Origin of the sequence: Legionella genomosp. 1, assembly GCF_900640215.1 — a bacterium.
GTDB lineage: Bacteria > Pseudomonadota > Gammaproteobacteria > Legionellales > Legionellaceae > Legionella_C > Legionella_C quinlivanii_A.
Window position 1 is genome coordinate 196710 of record NZ_CAAAJH010000002.1, and the last position, 18891, is coordinate 215600.

Below are 18891 nucleotides of genomic sequence, written 5' to 3' on the forward strand. Positions count from 1 at the left end.
TAGCAAACCGGACTGAATGTACCTCACCCCGTTGTTTTTAATTGCCGCGCGACTCTTTCCCGTTGAATTAAAAAAAGATTTCTTAAATAAATAAACACACCGGTGGACTGGCCCAGGATGAACACCGGATCTTTTTTGTAAATTGAATACATTAATAATGTGATACCGCCTAATAAGCTTAAATACCAGAAAGCAACCGGAATAACACTTCGCTTTTCTTTTTCACTTATTAGCCATTGAATAAAAAATCGGGCAGAAAAAATGCCTTGCCCGACTAATCCCACACATAGCCAGATTGACTCAGAGTTCATTATTGATAACCTCCGGCGAACAGGGTCTTTTCAATAGCCAGCGCACCCCCACCAGATCGTAAATACCAACAAATAATCGATTCATGACCCCATATTTTGACACACCATGCCTTCTCGGGCGGTGGTTAACAGGCACGTTCACTAACCTGTATCCAGCTCTTAAAAATAATGCCGGTAAATAGCGGTGTAAATGATTAAAATGAGGCAAATTTAAAAATGCACTCCTGGGGAACAGTTTCAGACTGCAACCGGTGTCAGGACAACTATCACGCAAAATAGTCTGACGCACGCCGTTGCCTACACGGGAAGAAATGCGGCGAATCAGCTTATCATCTCGACGTTTTCGATTTCCAAGCACCACCGTTTTGTGGTCTTCAATAAAGCCGCAAAGCGCAGGAATATCATTAGGATCATTTTGGCCGTCGCCATCAAGCGTCACTAAAAATTCATAGCGCGCTGCCTTTGCCCCGCTAACCAGAGCAGCACTCTGACCACAGTTAACCCTGTGCCGTACCAATTGCAATCGCTCATCCTCTGCTGCCAGCTTCAATAAACGGCTGACAGTCTCATCATTGCTGCCGTCATCAACAAAAATGACCTCAAAGCAATAATCATCTTTTTCCAAAACATTCACTAGTTCATGAAAAAGTACTTCAACATTATCCTCTTCATTATATACAGGAATAATTACTGATAAATTTATAGGTTGTTTCAAAAGTCACTCCCTTACTATATTACTGACTCATCGTCCTGCTGCTGCATCCATACATACTGCACTGGGAGTTTTGCCAGGCAGATTCCAACCATTTCTTTTTGCGTAAAACCCAGAGCAATGCGGCAAGCTCTATAAACACCAGATAAGTGGCTGCCAGCACGTCGCTTAAGTAATGGTGGTTTAATATAATTCTCGAAACAGCGACTAAAAATCCCACAGTCAGCACATAAGAGCTGGAACGTGGATACAATAGACTTAAGCCGGCAGCAACTGACATTATAGTGGTCGTATGACCAGACGGAAAAGACCAGAAGGGTGAATGTGTTTGAAAACCATAAAAGCCAAAGTATTGGCCTTCAAGCAGCATACTGGGCCTGGCACGTCCCAATACTACTTTCAGAAACCCGCAAATTGAGCTGGGTACTAATACACACAGCAATAGAAACCAGCATTTTGCTTCCCAGTCTGTATTAACCCTGATATATCTAAAAATGAATATTCCTAATATAAAAGCTGAAAAATAAAAGAAACCCGCCCCCAGTTTGGTGAATAACTCCAGAAATTGGTAATTATGGCGCAGATCAATATTAAAGAAAAATTCTGCCAGCGGTTTATCTATAAAGAAAAAGCAAAAGGCAATCAAACTTACTGCTAACACCATTACCCAGGGTTTGATAAAAAAAGACATTATTTTGTTACACGGAGACATCATTACTCTCTTTATTTTTAGGCCCGATGAGAAAAAGATTGAGCCATCGGCCTTTACTATAGTTAAAACCACGCAGTCTTGCAATAACGCCAAAAGAATCAAAAGCGATAGTCCATTGAGCAAATGTCTTGTCATCAACCAGGAGCAACTGCCTTGGATTTTTTTCCAAAGAGGAAATAGCCTCGGCACTATCTGCAAATTTTATCCAGTTGGTATTTAGATTGAAAACAAGACTGGGCTCATCAAAGCCTACGGCAATTAAAGGATTATCGGAGTTAACCGCATGTTTTAAAGCCAGCTCAGCGATTTTAGGCGTAATCCAAAGCGGCTCGAGCTCCGGCAAAACTCGATTAAAGCTCAAAAAATATACCACACTCGCCATAATAAGCAGCGAAGCAATGGTCTGATAATAAGCTTGTCTGAAAATAAAATACACGGTTACCACTGCGAATGTTATCCCGCAAAATAGAATTGAAACAGCGGGCCAGCTGCTGTGGTTTAAAAAGACATAGGAGATAATAGTCAGGAATATCACAAGCCCAATAGATAATATTCCCCAAAGGCTCTGCAGGAATTTAAGCCAGCGATTAGCCGAAGCGCCCCCCTCTTGCAAGCCAGTTTTTTTCATATTGATTAAAGAATCAATCGCCATTGCTGCTAACAGCGCTAAAGCCGGAAAAACGGGAAGAATATACTGAGGCAACTTGGTTGGCATGATTTCAAAAAAAAGCCAGCTCGGAATGACCCAGCTCAAAAGAAATCTCACCGCCTTTTCATGCCGATGCCTGAATGCATAAGCTGCAGTGGGCCATAAAAAAAGAGACGCGGGCCAAAAGGTTAATGGCAGGATAGCTAAATGAAAAAGAGGAGGCTTTCCGTGTGATTCATGTCCGCCCTTCAGCTTGGGTAATAAATCTTTATGAATCATTTGCATCAGGTAGTTGCTGTGCTCAGCCTGATTGACCAGGATAACCCAGATTAAGGTCAGAGAAATAAGAATTAATAAGCCTGTAAACGGCCATAGGTTGCGTAACCAGCGAATGTTTTTATCGGCCATACAAAGAGCCGCTATCGACAGAAACCCTACTAAAGGGGTAACCCCTTTCAAGACCAGGCCCACAGTCATTGCCAGCCAGAAACATAAAGGCCAGGCCCAGTGAATCCTGGTATTATTAGCGCTTGCCTGATAAACCAGCCACAGGGCACCCTGCATTAACACCACAGTGGCAAGAAGTGCTGCATCAATCACCCCCATATGCGCCTCAACCACAAGCAAGAGGCAAGAGGCTAGCAATAGCGCTGCTATCAATCCCGAGCGTTCATTCAACAGACGTGAACCAAAATAGAAAGTTGCCAATACGGCAATTAACGCCCCTAAAACAGAAGGAATCCGATAAGGCCAAATCTGGTTTGCATCAGGTTCACTGAATAATTTTACACTGCCAGCCTGAAGCCAATTTATTCCGGGCGGTTTCTGAAAGCGTGTTCTATCCTGGAAGCGGATTTGAAAAAAGTTACCTGATTGGAGCATTTGACGACTGGCTTGTGCAAAATGCGCCTCATCCCTGTCAATCACCGGCAACTGGCTAATGCCTGAGGCAAAAAATATCAGGGATAAAATAACCAGCCCTGACCAAATCACTAATTTGCGCAATGCCTTATACTCCTGAATCTTCGGCTGGGCTGATTATACTTAACTCCCCTGGAAATGACAAAAAAATCCTCTCTCCGGTTCAGTTTAAGCTAAATGCAGGTAGCTTATGATCTTGTTCCTGTTGTCATTGCGAGTTAAACTCTCTCTTTTTATCAGCGTTTCTCATGCCAGAATTATCTACGATACAGCAAATCGCTATTTGGATTATTCCTGTTTTGCTGGCGATAACCATTCATGAAGCCTCACATGCCTGGGTTGCTTCATTATGCGGCGATCGAACTGCCGAGCAGGAAGGGCGGCTCAGTTTTAATCCCGTTAGACATATCGATCTGTTTGGAACTATCGTTGTTCCTCTGCTGGTATTAACTCTAAGCAAATTCAGTTTTGTTTTTGGCTGGGCAAAACCTGTGCCCATTATGCCCTCTCGTATGCGCAATCCGCGTCGTGATCTCGCTTTAGTCACTTTAGCAGGTCCTTTGTCTAATCTGGTCATGGCAATATTCTGGGCCATTTGTTTTAAACTTTCGTTTTATCTTGATCCCCAGCGCACTAGCTATGCCCTGTTTCTGTTATTAGCCGCAAGAGCCGGAATGATCATAAACCTGCTGCTCTGTTTCTTTAATCTGCTGCCTATTCCCCCGATGGATGGAAGTAAAGTGGTAATGAGTCTGTTATCACCCCGAGCCGCAATGAAATTTCAGAAAATTGAACCTTATGGATTTTTCATCGTGCTTCTGTTGCTGATCACTGGCGCTCTGAGCTGGATTCTCAATCCGCTTATGAATTATTCTCTTCGTCTGCTGGTTGCTGTTTTTCATTTATGAACATACTAGCCGACGCATCACTCCCCAATTTGAAGGCCGCTTTCCCAGCGCCTTTTAATCTGACAGTTTATGAAGATCAAAGCCATATCCCTCATTTGCTGGCAGGACAGGAAATCCTTCTTTGTCGAGCCACATTGAAGGTCAACGAAGCCCTTTTTAAAAAACATCGGGTCAAATATGTGGCGACAGCCAGTAGTGGCACCGATCATATCGATAGCGGTTTGCTGACCCAACTGGGGATTGAATTACTCGATGCAAAAGGTTGTAATGCCCAAGCGGTTGCGGATTATGTCGTTTGCAGTATTGCCTGGTTAAAAAAGCATCGAAATTTTACCGGTAAGAATGCGGTGGTGATTGGCGCTGGTGTGGTCGGTTCAAAAGTCAGCCGACGTTTGAAGATGTTGGGGTTTCAGGTATTAGCCTACGATCCTCTGAAGGCCGCTTCTGATACCGGCTTTAAAAGCTGCGGCTATCATGAGTTATTAGACGCCGATCTTATAACCATACATGCGAATTTACACACGACTGCTCCCTACCCCAGTTTTCACCTTCTGGATGAGCCATTTTTTAATGCCTTCAACCCGCAAGGGATTATTATTAATGCCGCCAGAGGACATATCGTTAATGAACAATCTCTATTAAAACGACCAGGGCTAATTTATTGCACTGATGTATACAGTAATGAACCCGCGATAAATCCCGAGATTATCAAAATGGCCACAGTTAACACTCCACACATCGCCGGCCATAGCATCGAAGCGAAGTTGCGGGCGGTACAAATACTCAGCGGCAAATTACATACATTGTATCATCTTCCCTTTAGTCCTCTTCCGGAAAACCAGGTTTTTATGGATGAACCGGCAGCAAAGACCTGGGAGGAGTTGGCCTTAGCCCTGTATAACCCCGAGCCGGAAACGCTTGCGCTTAAACAAGCTGCAGATCCGCAAACAGCCTTTTTGCAGCTACGCAAGGCACATCCACCAAGGCATGATTTTGATCGTTATCTAATGGCTACCGGTAAACTTGCTGAACTGCAGCGAATTGCTGGTGTTGGAAATTAAATCAGAAGTCGACAATCCTTTACTTCTTGTCTACATTTTATAATGTTTGATTAAAAGATAAAAAATATTTCTTTTTCAAATAGTTCATGGAAAAATTAGATAAGGATAAACTGATTATGACTTATGTAGCCTTGGAATGGGATCACAAAATCGGCAAATTTGCCATTGGTTGGCTAGTAGTCAAATGCGCCAGTGTTGGGCAAAAATTTGGTGGTCCGCAAGCTCTGCCCCCAAGAAAAGACATTGCCTATTTTGTAAATCCGGAAACGGCCGAAATGGATGCCAAAAGTTTTGCCGAATTTAAGAATAAGTCCGATGCAGCAGATCAGGAAGAATTTGTAAAAATTAATCTGGCTGAAGCAAGCAGACATGCTGCCTTTGAATGGGATCACAATATTTTCAATCCTCTAATCAAATGGGCAGTCCTCGAATGGGGTGGCGACTATCAGCAAACCGGTGCTCGAGATGATGTGGCTTATTTTCTGGATGGGGAATCCGCCGAGATGGATGCAAAGTCATTTAGTATTATGAGAAATCAGCGATTGTTTTAAGAAAGCATGTAAGTTGGGTCCTTGGCCCATAGCCGTCAGGATAAATTACTTATCCTGACCGCTATGGGCCAAAGGGCCAATCTGCAATAATTTCTTAACAACACTCATTAACTTTATTCACATAGCGATTCAAGACTTCCTGATCAGAAAAATGATGGCGTATGCTGCCAACTTGCTGATAGGATTCATGCCCTTTTCCAGCCACTAACACGATATCATCAGCTGAAGCAAGACTGACTGCTTTGGCGATTGCTTCTTCCCTGTTGGCAATTTTATATAAATTGTCTCGTTTATGAATGCCTTGCTCAATTTCATCAAGAATTTGCACAGGGTCTTCGGTACGTGGATTGTCGCTGGTCATAATCACAATATCCGCATTGTCACTGGCAATTTGCCCCATAATGGGGCGTTTCGTTTTATCTCTGTCGCCGCCGCAGCCAAACACCGCAATGATTTTACCCTTTTTAACACCATTTAAGGTTTCAAGAACATTTTTCAGAGCATCCGGTGTATGAGCATAATCCACAATGGTATAGGGCTCCTGGCTTACAATCTCCATACGGCCTGGAGCGGCTCGAAGTTTAGACATCGTATCAACCACTTCAGACACGGGATAGCCTGCAGCCATAAGGCTGGAAAATATAGCCAGGGCATTGTAAATATTAAAATATCCTAAAGCTCTTATCTGCAATTCATGGCTTCCCCAAGGGGAGTTCAGCTTAATTCGGGTTCCTGTCAGACTGATTTCATGTTCAGTAGCTCTGACATCTGCCTGCTGATGAACACCATAGCTTAACAACTGGCAATCTGCAGAAACCGATTTCAGGATTTGTGGAGTATACTTATCATCCTGATTTACAATGGCCCACTTTAACTCTGGAAACGCAAACAGTTTTGCCTTGGCCTCTGCATACTCAGCCATCGTATGATGATAGTCAAGATGATCATGGGTTAAGTTGGTAAAAATCCCCTGAGAAAAACGAATGCAATCAGTGCGTCCCTGATCAAGAGCATGTGAAGATACCTCCATACACACCTGACTTATATCGGATTGACGAAATTGACTGAATAGCTGTTGCAGACAAAATGCATCGGGCGTAGTATTTGCCAGTGATTGCAGTTTATCCGCTTTTCCAAAGCCCAAAGTGCCGATATAAGCCGATTTTGCAGAAAGAAGCTCATGCGCCTGTGCTAACTGATAAGCAATTGTTGTTTTACCATTCGTTCCAGTGACTCCGGTAACGTAGAGGCTGTCCGAAGGGTTTTGATAAAATCGGGCCGCCAGTTCAGCCTGCTTTGATACAAGATTAGCCAGTGGAATATACACAGTAGACGTGTCAGGTTCGGAAATCTTCCATCCTTGAGGATCAAAAAGAACTGCAGCAGCCCCATTCTTTACAGCTTGTGGAATAAACTGTCGTCCATCTGACGCATGACCCGGGTAGGCTATAAATAAATCACCAGCCTTAACTGACCTGCTATCATTGCTTATACCAGTTATTTCCAATTCAGATATTACATCGTCAATCCAGGGGCAGAGGAGTTTATTAAGTTTCATTTGACTTAGCCTGTTGTTATATCGGGCGGAATATCCAGAGTGCGTAAGGCGCCTGACATTACTTTTGCAAATAAGGGCGCTGCGACCGCAGCCCCATAATAACCATTTTTAGTCGGCTCATGAATTACTACAACCACAACCAGTCGAGGACGCGATGCTGGAGCAATACCAACGAAGCTGGCTATATGCCGATTGGCCTCATAGCCATTTTTTCCAGCGATTCGGGCGGTTCCTGTTTTACCAGCTACACGATAGCCTGGAATCTGGGCTGCCTTACCCGTGCCCTCGACCATAACGGCCTCCATCATAGCCAGAACATCATTGGCAGTTTTCTCGTCAATTACCTTTTCGACACTCGGGTGATAATCGGGATTATGCAACAAAGTAACAGGCAGCAAATTGCCATGATTGGCAAATATCAGATAGGCTTTGGCCAATTGCAGGGGCGTCACTGATAGTCCATATCCAAAACTGACGGTCGCTAAAACGAAAGGATTGGCATCTTTAGGCTTGACAATCGCCCCATCGCTTTCTCCCGGATAACCGCTCTCTGTTCTTTGGCCAAAACCACTGCGCTGCAAAAGCCCAAGTAATTGCTCTGGAGGACTTAAGAGCACCATTTTGGTCACCCCGACGTTACTTGAATGTTCTAAAACTCCTGTTACATCAAGTACGCCATAATTATGAACATCTCGTATAGTATGTCCATGAACAATCATCCAGCTTGGACGGGTATCAATAATTGTAGCCGGCGTTACCATACCGCTGCCAAGCGCACTGGCAATACTGAACGGTTTGATAACTGAGCCGGGTTCAAAGGTATCGGTGATCGCCTTGTTACGATAACTATCCCGGGAATAGTTAGCTCTGGCATTAGGATTAAACGAGGGATAATTGGCGGTTGCCAGAATTTCACCTGTTTGAGTATCAACCACAACGACCGAACCACTGCGAGCGGCAAATTTCTCCATTGTATTTTTTAATTCATGATGCGCAAGGTACTGGATACGGCGATCGATACTCAAAACCAAATCATGTCCGGGTTTAGGTTCCTTGAGGATTCCTAATACTTCAACAATATGGCCTGTTCTATCCTTCACAACCCGCTTTTTGCCAGGAACGCCCATTAGCCAGTCCTGATAGGCCAGTTCCATTCCTTCAATTCCGGCATCATCAATATTGGTAAAACCAATTAACTGAGCAGTACTGTCGCCTTCCGGGTAATAGCGTTTAAATTCCTGCTGGAAATTGACACCTGGAATTTTTAATACTTCAATCTCCTTGGCAAGCATAGGGGGTAACTGACGTTGTAAATAAAGAAACTCCCTGCTTTTGGCTTTCTCAACTCGTGCTTTTAGTGTTTTGGCGGGGATGCCGGTTATTTTGGACAATGTTGCAAGTTGCTGAGGGGTAGGAGAAAATTCTTTGGGATTAACCCAAACAGATTGAACAGGGGTACTGACAGCGAGCGGCGTACCGTTACGATCGGTTATCATTCCCCGATACGCAGGAATATCCTGAACTCTTAAACTTCTGGCGTCGCCTTGTCCTTTAAGAAATTGTCTGTGCAGGACAGTGAGGTCAAGCATTCTCCAGACTAAGACCCCCAGAATGAGAACAAAAAAGCCTGAAACGGTGATTAACCGTAAACGGTGTCCGTTTTTTTTCATCGTGGCTTTAATACAAAGGTTTGTTTATCTGCCGGTAAACGCATACGTAATTTTTCGATAGCCAATTGCTCAACGCGCGCCGGAGTAGCCAAGCTTGCCTGTTCCAAAAGTAACTGTCCCCACTGTAATTGCAATTGGTGGTTATTTTGCTCTAATTGCTGCAAATAATCAAAGCGTAATCGATGTTCATTGGTAATATAAACTACTGCCAGTGCACTTAAGAGCACACTGATTAGCAAAGTTATTATCAAACTCATCTGTTTGGATAAGCGCATTTCAGATAATTGTCCAGTAAATAAATTGCTTTGATTTATCGCTCTGGCTGCGGCATTCATGACAACTTCTCTCCTATTCTAAGGACCGCACTACGGGATCTGATATTCTCTTTAATCTCATTTTCTTCTGGCATAATCGCCTTACCTACTCGTCTGAATTTTTTTACAATCTCATTGTATTTCACCGGCACACCGGGAGGCGGTCTATTGCCTTCCTCCATTGCCTTCATAAACTGCTTCACTATTCGATCTTCTAAGGAGTGGAAACAGATAACCGCCAGACGCCCCCCGATCTTTAACACTTCAACAGATGATTTGAGCGCTTTTTCCAAATCGCTTAATTCATCATTGATATAAATACGTATTGCCTGGAATACTCTTGTTGCAGGATGCTTATGTTTTTCCCATTTTGGATTTGCCGCCTTGACGATCTCGGCAAGTGCCTGAGTAGTCAATATAGGAGATTGCTGGCGGGCTGCCACTATCGCCCGCGCAATCCTTCCTGCAAAACGCTCTTCTCCGTACTTCCTGAACACCTCCTTCATTTCCTGCTCGTCGGTACGATTAACAAAGGTTGCGGCATCAAGTTTCTGATGCAGGTTCATTCGCATATCCAGAGGGCCTTCTTTTAAAAAACTAAACCCCCTTTCTGCGTCATCTAACTGCGGAGATGACACTCCCAAATCCATTAACACTCCATCTACAGCACCAAAAACGCCTGCTTTTTCCGCGTATATGGCAATATCAGCAAACGAACCGTGGAAAATCTCGAAGCGTTTTTCCTGGGCAAATACTTCACTGGCAAACTGAATAGCCTCAGGATCTTTATCAATCGCAATCAATCGGCCTTGTTCAGACAAGCGTTCGAGAATTGCACGACTATGCCCTCCTCTGCCAAAAGTGGCATCAATATAGACACCCTGCGGATTGATTGCCAAACCATTTATCGATTCTTCTAATAAGACTGATTGATGCATTCTGTTCCACTATAAAGAAAATGTTTTCATTTCATCTGGTAAGACATCGTGCTGAGAGGCTTCCTCAGCTAACCAGCTTTCACGTTTTTCTTCCCAGATCTTATCATTCCAAATCTCAAACTTATTGCCCTGGCCAATCATTACTGCATGCTTTTCGAGTCCTGCGTATTCACGCAGCAAAGGAGGCAATAATAATCGTCCATTGTTATCTACATCAACATCAGTTGCATGCCCAATAAGCAAACGCTGGATACGCCTTGCAGCCGCGTTAAAACTCGGCAAACTCTGCAATTTATCTTCAATAACTTGCCATTGTGCAGCGGGATACAACAAAAGACAGGTTTCTTCAGTATCAATAGTGATAACTAAAGAGGCATTGCCTGCGTTGTCCAATGCTTCACGGTAACGTGTTGGAACCGCTATACGACCCTTCGCATCGATTGTCAAAGACGTTATGCCACGAAACATGATTAATTTTGCAGGCTATCCCACAATTCTCCACTTTTTTAGTATTTTACACCACTTTCTTACACTATAGAAACACAAAATCCTTCTCGTCAACAAATTTTGTTTAATTTTTAATGGGAGCGATATTTTTGAACAAGTGGCGGGCAGATTGATTTTTTTATGGAGTGGCAGAAGGTTGCTCGGTGCAGGTAGTAGGCCTTTAAAGACTGAAGGATTCTTTCGAATTGCTCATTTTCCTTTATTCAAGCTTTGTCTTTTCCGCGCGGCATTGTTGCGTAAATAGAACCAAGCAACAAACATGTCGTCTTTGCGAACAAAGTGAAGCAATCCAGATCGAAACCTGAACAAGCCGGGATCTGGATTGCTTCGCTAATGCTCGCAAAGACAATTTTTTGCGCACGCGCAGGCGGAAATCCATTTTAAATATGGCACAGTGCCAAATCATAAATAGATTTTCGCCTGCGCGGAAATGATTGATTACAGACGGGTGATATCAGGAACAAAGGAGCTACATCGATTGATTCATTAAGGCAGCCAGGCGAATGCCCTGCAATACCAGGTCTGGTACCAGATGATCATAAATATTTTGCTTTTCAAACAAGGAAGCGAAACCGCCAGTAGCCAGTACCAACACTTCTTCATCATGAAAGGATTCAGCTTTTATCCGGTGTATTAGTTCGCGGCAAGCCCCTATGGCGCCAAAATAAACGCCCGACTGGATACTTTCAATGGTGGAACGGCCAACAGCCTGGTTCATTTTTACAATTTCTACCGCCGGTAATTTAGCCGTATTATTGGAAAGTGCATCGACCGATAAACGCATTCCCGGAAGAATAGCTCCTCCCAGATAAAATTTATGTGCAGTAATGACACAGAACGTGGTTGCTGTGCCAAAATCAATCACAATAATGTTTTTACCAGGATAAATATGTGCTGCCGATATGGCGTTGGCAATCCTGTCTGCACCTACTTCCAGAGGATTTCGATACTTGATATTGAGTCCTGTTTTTACGCCGGCCTGCAGAAAAAAAGGGTCGACAGTAAAGTATTTAAGACAAGCAGAACGCAGAGAATAGTCCAGTTGCGGTACAACTGAGCAAATAGCGATTTGCTTAATGGCTTCCGGTGAGCATTGATTCTCACGCAAGACCGTTTTCAAAAAAATACCGAACTCATCTGATGTACAGGCTTTGGATGTATGACGAAATCGCAAGCGGATCTCATCCCCTGCAAAGACCCCACCATATATATGAGAGTTTCCCACATCGAGGCATAAAATCATAACTTTCTATTTATTCAGGAATTCAGGCTTCCGATAGTAAAGCCTGGGTTAAACATAATCAAGCTTAAACCATTATTACGAGCGTCCAAGACGGGATAATGCTACTTCGCAGGCAAACGGAGGTGAGAAAAAAGTCGGTCGATAAGCCGGGTTCTGTCAGGGACAATCATTCATCTGGGACATTCGTCACCGAATGCCTCAAGCGACCTACCCGAATCCCGTACGGACCATACGTTCCGGTAAACCGGATGGATTCCTATTTGGTCTTGCTCCAAGTGGGGTTTGCCCTGCCACAACTGTTGCCAGTTGCGCGGTGCGCTCTTACCGCACCATTTCACCCTTACCATTTTCATGGCGGTATATTTTCTGTGGCACTTTCCGTAGGCTCACGCCTCCCAGGCGTTACCTGGCACTTCGTCCTATGGAGCCCGGACTTTCCTCCCCTTGCAAAGCAAAGAGCGATTGCCTAACCGACTTTGACCATCATCATAGCAAACTGAACTTTGGAAAACCAGAGAAATTTGTATAGTAACAAGCCCAGTTCAATGACAACAGCCAGGATGCTCTATAATTAACTGACAAGCTGCTTCATTTTTATAAAGTTATGGCTTCTAATAAACAATTCAAATTGCTTTCTGAAAATCAGTTTATCAGTAGAATTAGAAGAGAAACTGCTGGCCGCTGCGAGATGATGCAGAAATTCATATATATATACTCATCCGGGGAAAAAGGCTTAAAGAAAGCACCACTGCAAAGTCAGTATGATACAATTTATCGAAATCTTTATGAAACACTCGATGATCAATCTCATCTGAAGTTCTGGCCTCAGGTCCAGGAAAAATTGAGTAAGAATCATATAATCCCACATCCTTCAGGAACGGATATTCATAAAGATGCCTCATTCAAGCTACATGTCAATTTGAATGATATAGGTAATCTGGATCAAAATACCCTGCTGGGCCTGATTGATTTTATTAATAAGGAAAGTTGGGCACATAATGTCAATGAATTTAAAGTTATTTCACCTGAGTTACATAACAATGAGCGGTTCAAGAATTCTGCTCAATTGACAATTTACATGAATAATTACGCATCTGTTGCGGATCTTATTTCTTTGTCTGAGAAAATAAATACCTATCTCCTTCAACATAAGGTACCAGAAAATCAGATAACGGACGATTTAAAAAGCTCAGTAGGTCTTAATTCATTTGTCTCAGGAAGATTTGACACGAATAAGGTCAACAAGACCTATGGCCAATATCCATTTATGGACAAAGAGATAGCTAAATTCTTTGAGAAACATAAAGATAATAAAGAACTGGAAAAGATACCCTTATGCGCCTTCGATGCAATATTTAATAAAATTATCTACTCAAAATCCGTCAACAATTTAAGGGCTCCGGGGGGAGGTTTGAGCAAAGCGGACAGTAAGAAAGTGCAACTTGAATTTGAGAAAATGCTGAATAACCCCAGGCAATATATCAAAGACATGAGCAATCTGGAAAAAAATGGCTTAGACAGTCAGTTAAATGAAGAACAACAAAAAGATCAAAGAATAGAGGAACGATTAACTTATTTTACAGCCGATTTCAGCGACTGTGATACGGCAAGTGAACTGGCAGAAAAAGTCGCTCAGGAAAAGAACCGGTTTCAGCAACTAGTATCAAACCTTGAGCCTAGCGATAAAAATAAATACAGAGAGCTGCTTCATCGAAAAGAAATGAGTATTGATCAGCAGGCGCAGCAGCATCAAAAGCAACTGGATAAATCCCCTATTGACACTCAAAAGCTCAGCCATTTTAAAGCGCTCTTGTCAAATCTGGAACGATTATCTGAGAGCGAGGGTCCTGATAAACACAGAATTAAAAAATATTGCAGTCTGATGCGAGGGGAACTCCAAAGCTTCAAAGAGGGAAAATTGTCATTTAACGATTTTCATAGGAACTGCAAAACAATTTCTGAGCAAAGTGGTTTGATAAAAAAACCAAGCTGGTCTGAAAAGATACAAGCAATACTAACTGCGGCTCTTTCTTTTGGATTAGTTCCACTCTATCGCAGGTATAATGGGAAACCTAAAGACGCCTCTGCTCCTGAGGACTCTCCTAAAGAAAAACTAAAACGCATGAGAGTCGCGATAAATGATTTAAAAGCAGCGGAAAATCAGACCTCGAAAGAGCAGGGGAATACTGAAAACAGGTCAACAGAATTAGCTCCTAGCAAAATCTCTTTATAATAAACAGAAACCTGAAATAAAATTGAATGCATCCTGCGATAAATAGTTTAAACAAAACATTCGATGATTTTCGCAAGATACACTCAACAGAAGCCTTCAGAAATTAACCACGGGTACCAATAAACTCATCATCAAAATATCGCTTCAATTTAGTACGCAATGTGCCGCGGCTAACGCCAAGTACACGAGCAGCTTTTGACTGATTATAGCGAGTCAGTTCCATCACTGTACGAAATAAGGGAGCTTCTACTTCCTCAACAATCAGTTGATAAAGGTTAAGATTATTATCTTTATTGCTGACAGCATTCAGATACCCTTTGACGGTTCCGATTACTTGCTGAATCAAGGCATCATTAATTTGTGTCACATCTTGCATTACTGCACTCATTGATCTCTCCAAAGACTCTGTTGAATCATTAAAAAAAGTTACCCATTTTGAGCATCATGATCGCAATACTACCAAATATTACAAACTATGTAAACATTGTTTTATAGATACTCATTTATTAAGGAAATATTAAGAAAAAATTAAGATTTAATCAAGTTTTTTTGCATATTTCGTTGCAAATTTATACTAATTAATTTTAATTGGAGCAAATTTTGCATAATTTCGCTAAAGAAAGCTTAAGAAAAGTAATTGCCAATATTTAAACATTCGCAATTATTTGTTATCAAACAGTGTAAAATTGGATTAAATGAGAGTCTTAAAGAGGTTCTACCAAAACCCTTAGATAGCAGAAAGAAGGAGCCGAATCCTTCTTAGCGAAGATGCAGCCCCTCAAAGGCTGCATTTGCAGCCAGAATTAAAATTTGTCGCAGAGTTCGCATTGACTCTAATTCAGTCAAATCGTCTCAACGTCATCCTGAACGCAGTGAAGGATCTCCTGAATCTGGGTCAGCTCTAAGCAGTTGGAGATCCTTCGCTACGCTCTGGATGACGTACCTGGGAAGTTACCTAAATACAAAGATTGTTCGCTGTTGCCACCAGACCTATTTAATCAACAGTAAAACTTTCACCGCAGCCGCATTGACCCGTCTGATTAGGATTATTGAAGATAAACCTGGAATTAAGACCCTGTTTGACATAATCAATCTGCATCCCTTTTAAATAAGGATAACTTTTTCGATCGATATAAATCTGATAATCCGAATTAAGTGGAAAACTGACATCCTCCTCGACCGTCTCATTGACATAATCAACCACGTAAGAAAGGCCAGAACAACCTGTTTTTTTAACGGAGAAACGTACCCCTTTACTTCCGGTTTGTGCCTCCAGATAACTTAATAAATGTTTAATGGCTGCCTCGCTCAGAGAAACCCCCACTATTGAATCGTTAACATGTTGCTGCACCACACTCATTTTAAACCTCTACTTTCTCTTTCATTTGATTTATAGCACTGAGATACCCTGTTTCAATCAAAAAAACAAGCTGCTGCTGATTTTTTGGCAAATCCAGCCTGCGCGCAAGCTTACTATGTTCAAAGCAAGGATGTCCATTTAATGAACTATTCTCCACTTGCTCACAGAGAAGCTCCAAGCCGGCAATCAGATAAGGATTACCAAATGCTTTAAATCTTGCTTTTTTAACCAAACCTGAATCACACTGCAGATAAAGATCAAAATGCCCCGATCGGCCAGGATAACCAGCCCTGGCATGCACCGTATATGGCTCACTACAATCCAGAATACCTGCATGGCAGGGCTTAAAAAAACAACGTTCTACTAATTCATTATAAATGATCATGGTGATATTTCATGTAACCGTGAAATTTGTTGACGAATAATCTGCGAGGCTTCAATAATTTCAGCCTCTGTGGTAAATCGGCCTATTGATAAGCGTATCGAGCTAAAAGCGCTTTCATTATCCAGACCAATAGCCTTCAACACATAGGAGGGTTGCATGCTAGAGGATGCACAGGCAGAAGTACTGGAAACCGCCAGATCTTTCAGTGCGTAAATCAATGAATCGCCTTCGACTCCCGAAAAGGTGATATTTAAATTGCCAGCTACTCTTTGTCTTGCATGGCCATTGAGATGAACATCAGGCAGAACCCTTATGTTATTCCATAATTGTTCGCGTAATTTAAGTATTCTTCCCTGTTCCACTTCTCGGCTCGCTTCGGCTAAAGCAAAGGCTTCGCCCATACCAACAATCTGGTGGGTCGCAAGAGTTCCTGAACGTAAACCACCCTCGTGCCCGCCGCCAAAACTTTGCGGCTGCAGTCGTATTCTTGGTTTCTGACGCACAAATAATGCACCGATCCCTTTGGGGCCATAATTCTTATGAGCAGAAAATGACATGAGATCAACCGACAACTCACGCAGATTAATCGCAATTTTCCCTGTGCTTTGCGCTGCATCCACGTGAAAAATAATCCCCCTGTTCTTTAATAATTCCCCGATGGCTGCAATATCCTGAACTACACCAATTTCATTGTTGACGTGCATGATAGAAACAAGAATGGTTTCATCAGTAATGGCCTGCTCCAAATCCTGTAAGGAAAGCAATCCATCAGGCTGAGGCGAAAGATAGCTTACATGGAAGCCTTCCTGCTCCAACTGATGAAAACTGTCAAGAACAGCCTTATGCTCGGTAACAGATGTGATTAAATGCCTGCCCTTTCGCTGATAAAATCTCGCCGCTCCAAGAATAGCCAGATTGTCAGCCTCGGTTGCACCGGAGGTGAATACAATTTCTCCAGGTTCAGCATGAACTGCTTCTGCAATTTGTGCGCGCGCTGTTTCCACGGCCATTTGAGCCTGTTGACCATAAATATGTGTAGTTGAAGCTGGATTACCAAAAATGCCATCTTTTCCCAGATAATGCAGCATCTTTTCTATAACCCGCGGATCGACTGGTGTAGTTGCCATATAATCAAAATAAAGAGGCATTTTGTTCATGATTAACTCCCTTTATTAATTTTCGCCCATTTCAAAGCATTCTGCATATGACTCAGAATACCGCGCAGAATGTTCACCTCCATATGTTCCAGACCTACGCGATTAAAAAGCCGGCGAATGCGTTGCTGCAAGCGCCCAGGATTATCAGGTCTCAAGAAATCGATTGCCACCATCACATCCGTTAAATGCCCATAAAACTGTTCTACTTCTTCTGCTGTTGCCACACGATCTTCACGCAGTGCCACTTCAGCTTTAGGTGAAGACAGCAATTTCATTCGTAACTCATAGGCAATAATTTGCACTGCCTGGGCAAGATTTAAAGAACTGTATTCAGGATTACTCGGAATATTAATATGGAACTGACTGCGCAGCAGCTCATCATTGGTTAATCCCGCATGTTCGCGGCCAAATAAAAAAGCCACTTCGGTGTCATCGGACTTGCCAGCAATCAAGGCGGCCGCTTCAGGCGGATTAAGTCCCGGTAAAGCAATTCCTCTTGGCCTTGCGCTGGTCGCCAAAACAAGCTGGCAGCCCTGCAAAGCCTGCTCCAGATCCTGAGTTACTACTGCGCTTTCCAATAAATCATCAGCACCCGCTGCCATTTCACAGGCCCTTATATCAGGAAAAGACTTTGGATTGACCAGATAAAGACGGGTTAATCCCATCGTTTTCATCGCTCTTGCCGCAGAGCCGATATTGCCAGGATGAGTAGTCCCAACAAGCACTATTCGTATTGCAGAAAAATTCATCTTAACCAATTTAAATAAAAAAAAGCAACTATACCAGCAATGTCTTCTCTCTGTACAAAAAAAATGTGCTAGAATCGCCCTTTGTTTTTTCATGAGCTAAATTATGCAGCCACTATTAAATATTGCAGTGACCGCCGCCAAACAGGCGGGTGATATTATTGTTCGCCATATAGAGCAACTTGACCGAATAAAGGTCAGCGCTAAAAGTACTCACGATTATTTCAGTGAAGTGGATATTAAAGCCGAACAGGCAATTATGCATACTATTCATAAAGCCTATCCTGATCATGGATTTCTTGCTGAAGAAAGCGGCACTCATAATATTGATTCAGAAGTTACCTGGTTGATCGATCCTCTTGATGGCACAACCAATTATCTGCATGGTTTTCCCTTCTTTTCCGTTTCTATCGCCTGCAAAATCAAAAACCGGATTGAACATGCGGTCGTTTATGATCCAATTCGCCATGAATTTTTTACTGCCAGCCGTGGTTGTGGCGCGCAGCTAAATGATCGGCGTATTCGAGTATCCAAACAAACCCAGCTTGACTCTTCCCTGCTGGGAACCGGATTTCCTTTCCGTGATCCTAAGCTCGCACAAAGATATATGCCTACTTTTGAAGCCTTGATTGGAAAATGTGCCGGTATTCGCAGAACCGGTTCTGCCGCACTGGACCTTGCCTATGTGGCCTGTGGTCGTCTGGACGGTTTTTGGGAAATGGGGCTAAGACCCTGGGATATGGCGGCCGCTGCCTTACTTATTAAAGAGGCAGGTGGTCTGGTTGGCGATCTCCAGGGCGGGGAAGATTATCTCAAAAAAGGTGATATTTCCGGAGGAAACCCGAAGATTTTCAAGGCCTTACTACAAACACTTATGCCGGTTACAAGAGGCAGCTAAGCTTTATAACAATGAGGTCCGCCCTCATAGCCATTAGTTATGGAATTGTTGGGCCAA

20 protein-coding genes and 1 other RNA gene are annotated in these 18891 nt (G+C 42.9%); 5 read left to right on the top strand and 16 right to left on the bottom strand.

Going from position 1 to position 18891, the window contains the following annotated elements; all coding sequences use genetic code 11:
* Positions 1 to 23: 23 nt before the first annotated feature.
* Genes E1O89_RS03050 through E1O89_RS03065 form a run of 4 tightly spaced genes read right to left on the bottom strand, consistent with a single transcriptional unit; the run spans position 24 to position 3389 of the window.
* Entirely contained in the window at positions 24 to 311 is a 288-nt protein-coding gene (locus tag E1O89_RS03050; protein WP_133138882.1) for a lipid-A-disaccharide synthase N-terminal domain-containing protein, read from the bottom strand.
* The gene (locus E1O89_RS03055) at positions 301 to 1026 is read right to left on the bottom strand and encodes a glycosyltransferase family 2 protein (RefSeq protein WP_222845418.1); all 726 of its coding nucleotides are present in this window, start codon (positions 1024 to 1026) and stop codon (positions 301 to 303) included. Before E1O89_RS03055 ends, E1O89_RS03050 begins: the two co-directional genes overlap by 11 nt.
* 19 nt (positions 1027 to 1045) lie before the next feature.
* Positions 1046 to 1738 carry a phosphatase PAP2 family protein gene (locus E1O89_RS03060; RefSeq protein ID WP_165483045.1) on the bottom strand — a complete coding sequence of 231 codons (693 nt, stop codon included), beginning with the start codon at positions 1736 to 1738 and terminating at the stop codon, positions 1046 to 1048.
* Positions 1722 to 3389: an ArnT family glycosyltransferase gene (locus E1O89_RS03065; protein ID WP_133138884.1), complete on the bottom strand. Its 1668-nt coding sequence runs from the start codon at positions 3387 to 3389 to the stop codon at positions 1722 to 1724. Before E1O89_RS03065 ends, E1O89_RS03060 begins: the two co-directional genes overlap by 17 nt.
* Positions 3390 to 3553: 164 nt before the next feature.
* On the opposite strand from E1O89_RS03065, the gene E1O89_RS03070 reads away from it, so the two are divergent.
* The 3 genes from E1O89_RS03070 (at position 3554) to E1O89_RS03080 (ending at position 5825) form a co-directional block, all read left to right on the top strand.
* Positions 3554 to 4213 carry a site-2 protease family protein gene (locus E1O89_RS03070; protein WP_133138885.1) on the top strand — a complete coding sequence of 220 codons (660 nt, stop codon included), beginning with the start codon at positions 3554 to 3556 and terminating at the stop codon, positions 4211 to 4213.
* Complete coding sequence (locus E1O89_RS03075) at positions 4210 to 5274, top strand: NAD(P)-dependent oxidoreductase (protein ID WP_133138886.1); 1065 nt, start codon at positions 4210 to 4212, stop codon at positions 5272 to 5274. The genes E1O89_RS03070 and E1O89_RS03075 overlap by 4 nt, the downstream gene beginning before the upstream one ends.
* Positions 5275 to 5390: 116 nt before the next feature.
* The gene (locus tag E1O89_RS03080) at positions 5391 to 5825 is read left to right on the top strand and encodes a hypothetical protein (protein ID WP_133138887.1); all 435 of its coding nucleotides are present in this window, start codon (positions 5391 to 5393) and stop codon (positions 5823 to 5825) included.
* Between the two features lie 94 nt (positions 5826 to 5919).
* Here E1O89_RS03080 and E1O89_RS03085 read toward each other — a convergent pair whose 3' ends face one another.
* The 7 genes from E1O89_RS03085 to rnpB all read right to left on the bottom strand — a co-directional run bounded on the left by E1O89_RS03085 (position 5920) and on the right by rnpB (position 12533).
* The gene (locus E1O89_RS03085) at positions 5920 to 7383 is read right to left on the bottom strand and encodes a UDP-N-acetylmuramoyl-L-alanyl-D-glutamate--2,6-diaminopimelate ligase (protein WP_133138888.1); all 1464 of its coding nucleotides are present in this window, start codon (positions 7381 to 7383) and stop codon (positions 5920 to 5922) included.
* Between the two features lie 5 nt (positions 7384 to 7388).
* Complete coding sequence (locus E1O89_RS03090) at positions 7389 to 9053, bottom strand: peptidoglycan D,D-transpeptidase FtsI family protein (protein WP_133138889.1); 1665 nt, start codon at positions 9051 to 9053, stop codon at positions 7389 to 7391.
* Positions 9050 to 9388 (bottom strand): cell division protein FtsL, encoded by a 339-nt coding sequence (ftsL, locus tag E1O89_RS03095; protein ID WP_058508058.1) that lies wholly within the window; start codon positions 9386 to 9388, stop codon positions 9050 to 9052. The genes E1O89_RS03090 and ftsL overlap by 4 nt, the downstream gene beginning before the upstream one ends.
* A complete protein-coding gene (gene rsmH / locus E1O89_RS03100) occupies positions 9385 to 10305 on the bottom strand; it encodes a 16S rRNA (cytosine(1402)-N(4))-methyltransferase RsmH (protein WP_133138890.1) in 921 nt (306 codons plus the stop codon). Before rsmH ends, ftsL begins: the two co-directional genes overlap by 4 nt.
* 9 nt (positions 10306 to 10314) lie before the next feature.
* Positions 10315 to 10773, bottom strand: a complete 459-nt coding sequence (mraZ, locus tag E1O89_RS03105) for a division/cell wall cluster transcriptional repressor MraZ (RefSeq protein WP_133138891.1) — start codon at positions 10771 to 10773, stop codon at positions 10315 to 10317.
* A 508-nt stretch (positions 10774 to 11281) separates the two neighbouring features.
* Positions 11282 to 12055, bottom strand: coding sequence for a type III pantothenate kinase (locus E1O89_RS03110; RefSeq protein ID WP_112218226.1), 774 nt, complete (start codon positions 12053 to 12055; stop codon positions 11282 to 11284).
* 126 nt (positions 12056 to 12181) lie between these two features.
* Positions 12182 to 12533: RNase P RNA component class A (gene rnpB, locus E1O89_RS03115), an RNA gene on the bottom strand.
* Between the two features lie 126 nt (positions 12534 to 12659).
* Between rnpB and E1O89_RS03120 the strand changes: the two genes are divergently transcribed.
* Positions 12660 to 14288, top strand: a complete 1629-nt coding sequence (locus tag E1O89_RS03120) for a hypothetical protein (RefSeq protein ID WP_133138892.1) — start codon at positions 12660 to 12662, stop codon at positions 14286 to 14288.
* A gap of 103 nt (positions 14289 to 14391) precedes the next feature.
* Here E1O89_RS03120 and E1O89_RS03125 read toward each other — a convergent pair whose 3' ends face one another.
* The 5 genes from E1O89_RS03125 to E1O89_RS03145 form a co-directional block, all read right to left on the bottom strand.
* Positions 14392 to 14676, bottom strand: coding sequence for a helix-turn-helix domain-containing protein (locus tag E1O89_RS03125; protein WP_058508063.1), 285 nt, complete (start codon positions 14674 to 14676; stop codon positions 14392 to 14394).
* Positions 14677 to 15282: 606 nt separating this feature from the next.
* Entirely contained in the window at positions 15283 to 15648 is a 366-nt protein-coding gene (locus E1O89_RS03130; protein WP_133138893.1) for a HesB/IscA family protein, read from the bottom strand.
* 1 nt (position 15649) lies between these two features.
* Positions 15650 to 16033, bottom strand: coding sequence for an iron-sulfur cluster assembly scaffold protein (locus E1O89_RS03135; RefSeq protein ID WP_133138894.1), 384 nt, complete (start codon positions 16031 to 16033; stop codon positions 15650 to 15652).
* Positions 16030 to 17190: an IscS subfamily cysteine desulfurase gene (locus tag E1O89_RS03140; protein ID WP_133138895.1), complete on the bottom strand. Its 1161-nt coding sequence runs from the start codon at positions 17188 to 17190 to the stop codon at positions 16030 to 16032. The genes E1O89_RS03135 and E1O89_RS03140 overlap by 4 nt, the downstream gene beginning before the upstream one ends.
* Before the next feature lie 2 nt (positions 17191 to 17192).
* A complete protein-coding gene (locus E1O89_RS03145; RefSeq protein WP_133138896.1) occupies positions 17193 to 17939 on the bottom strand; it encodes an RNA methyltransferase in 747 nt (248 codons plus the stop codon).
* 103 nt (positions 17940 to 18042) lie between these two features.
* Here E1O89_RS03145 and E1O89_RS03150 point away from each other — a divergent pair, with 103 nt between their 5' ends.
* Positions 18043 to 18834, top strand: coding sequence for an inositol monophosphatase family protein (locus tag E1O89_RS03150; protein WP_133138897.1), 792 nt, complete (start codon positions 18043 to 18045; stop codon positions 18832 to 18834).
* Positions 18835 to 18891: the final 57 nt, after the last annotated feature.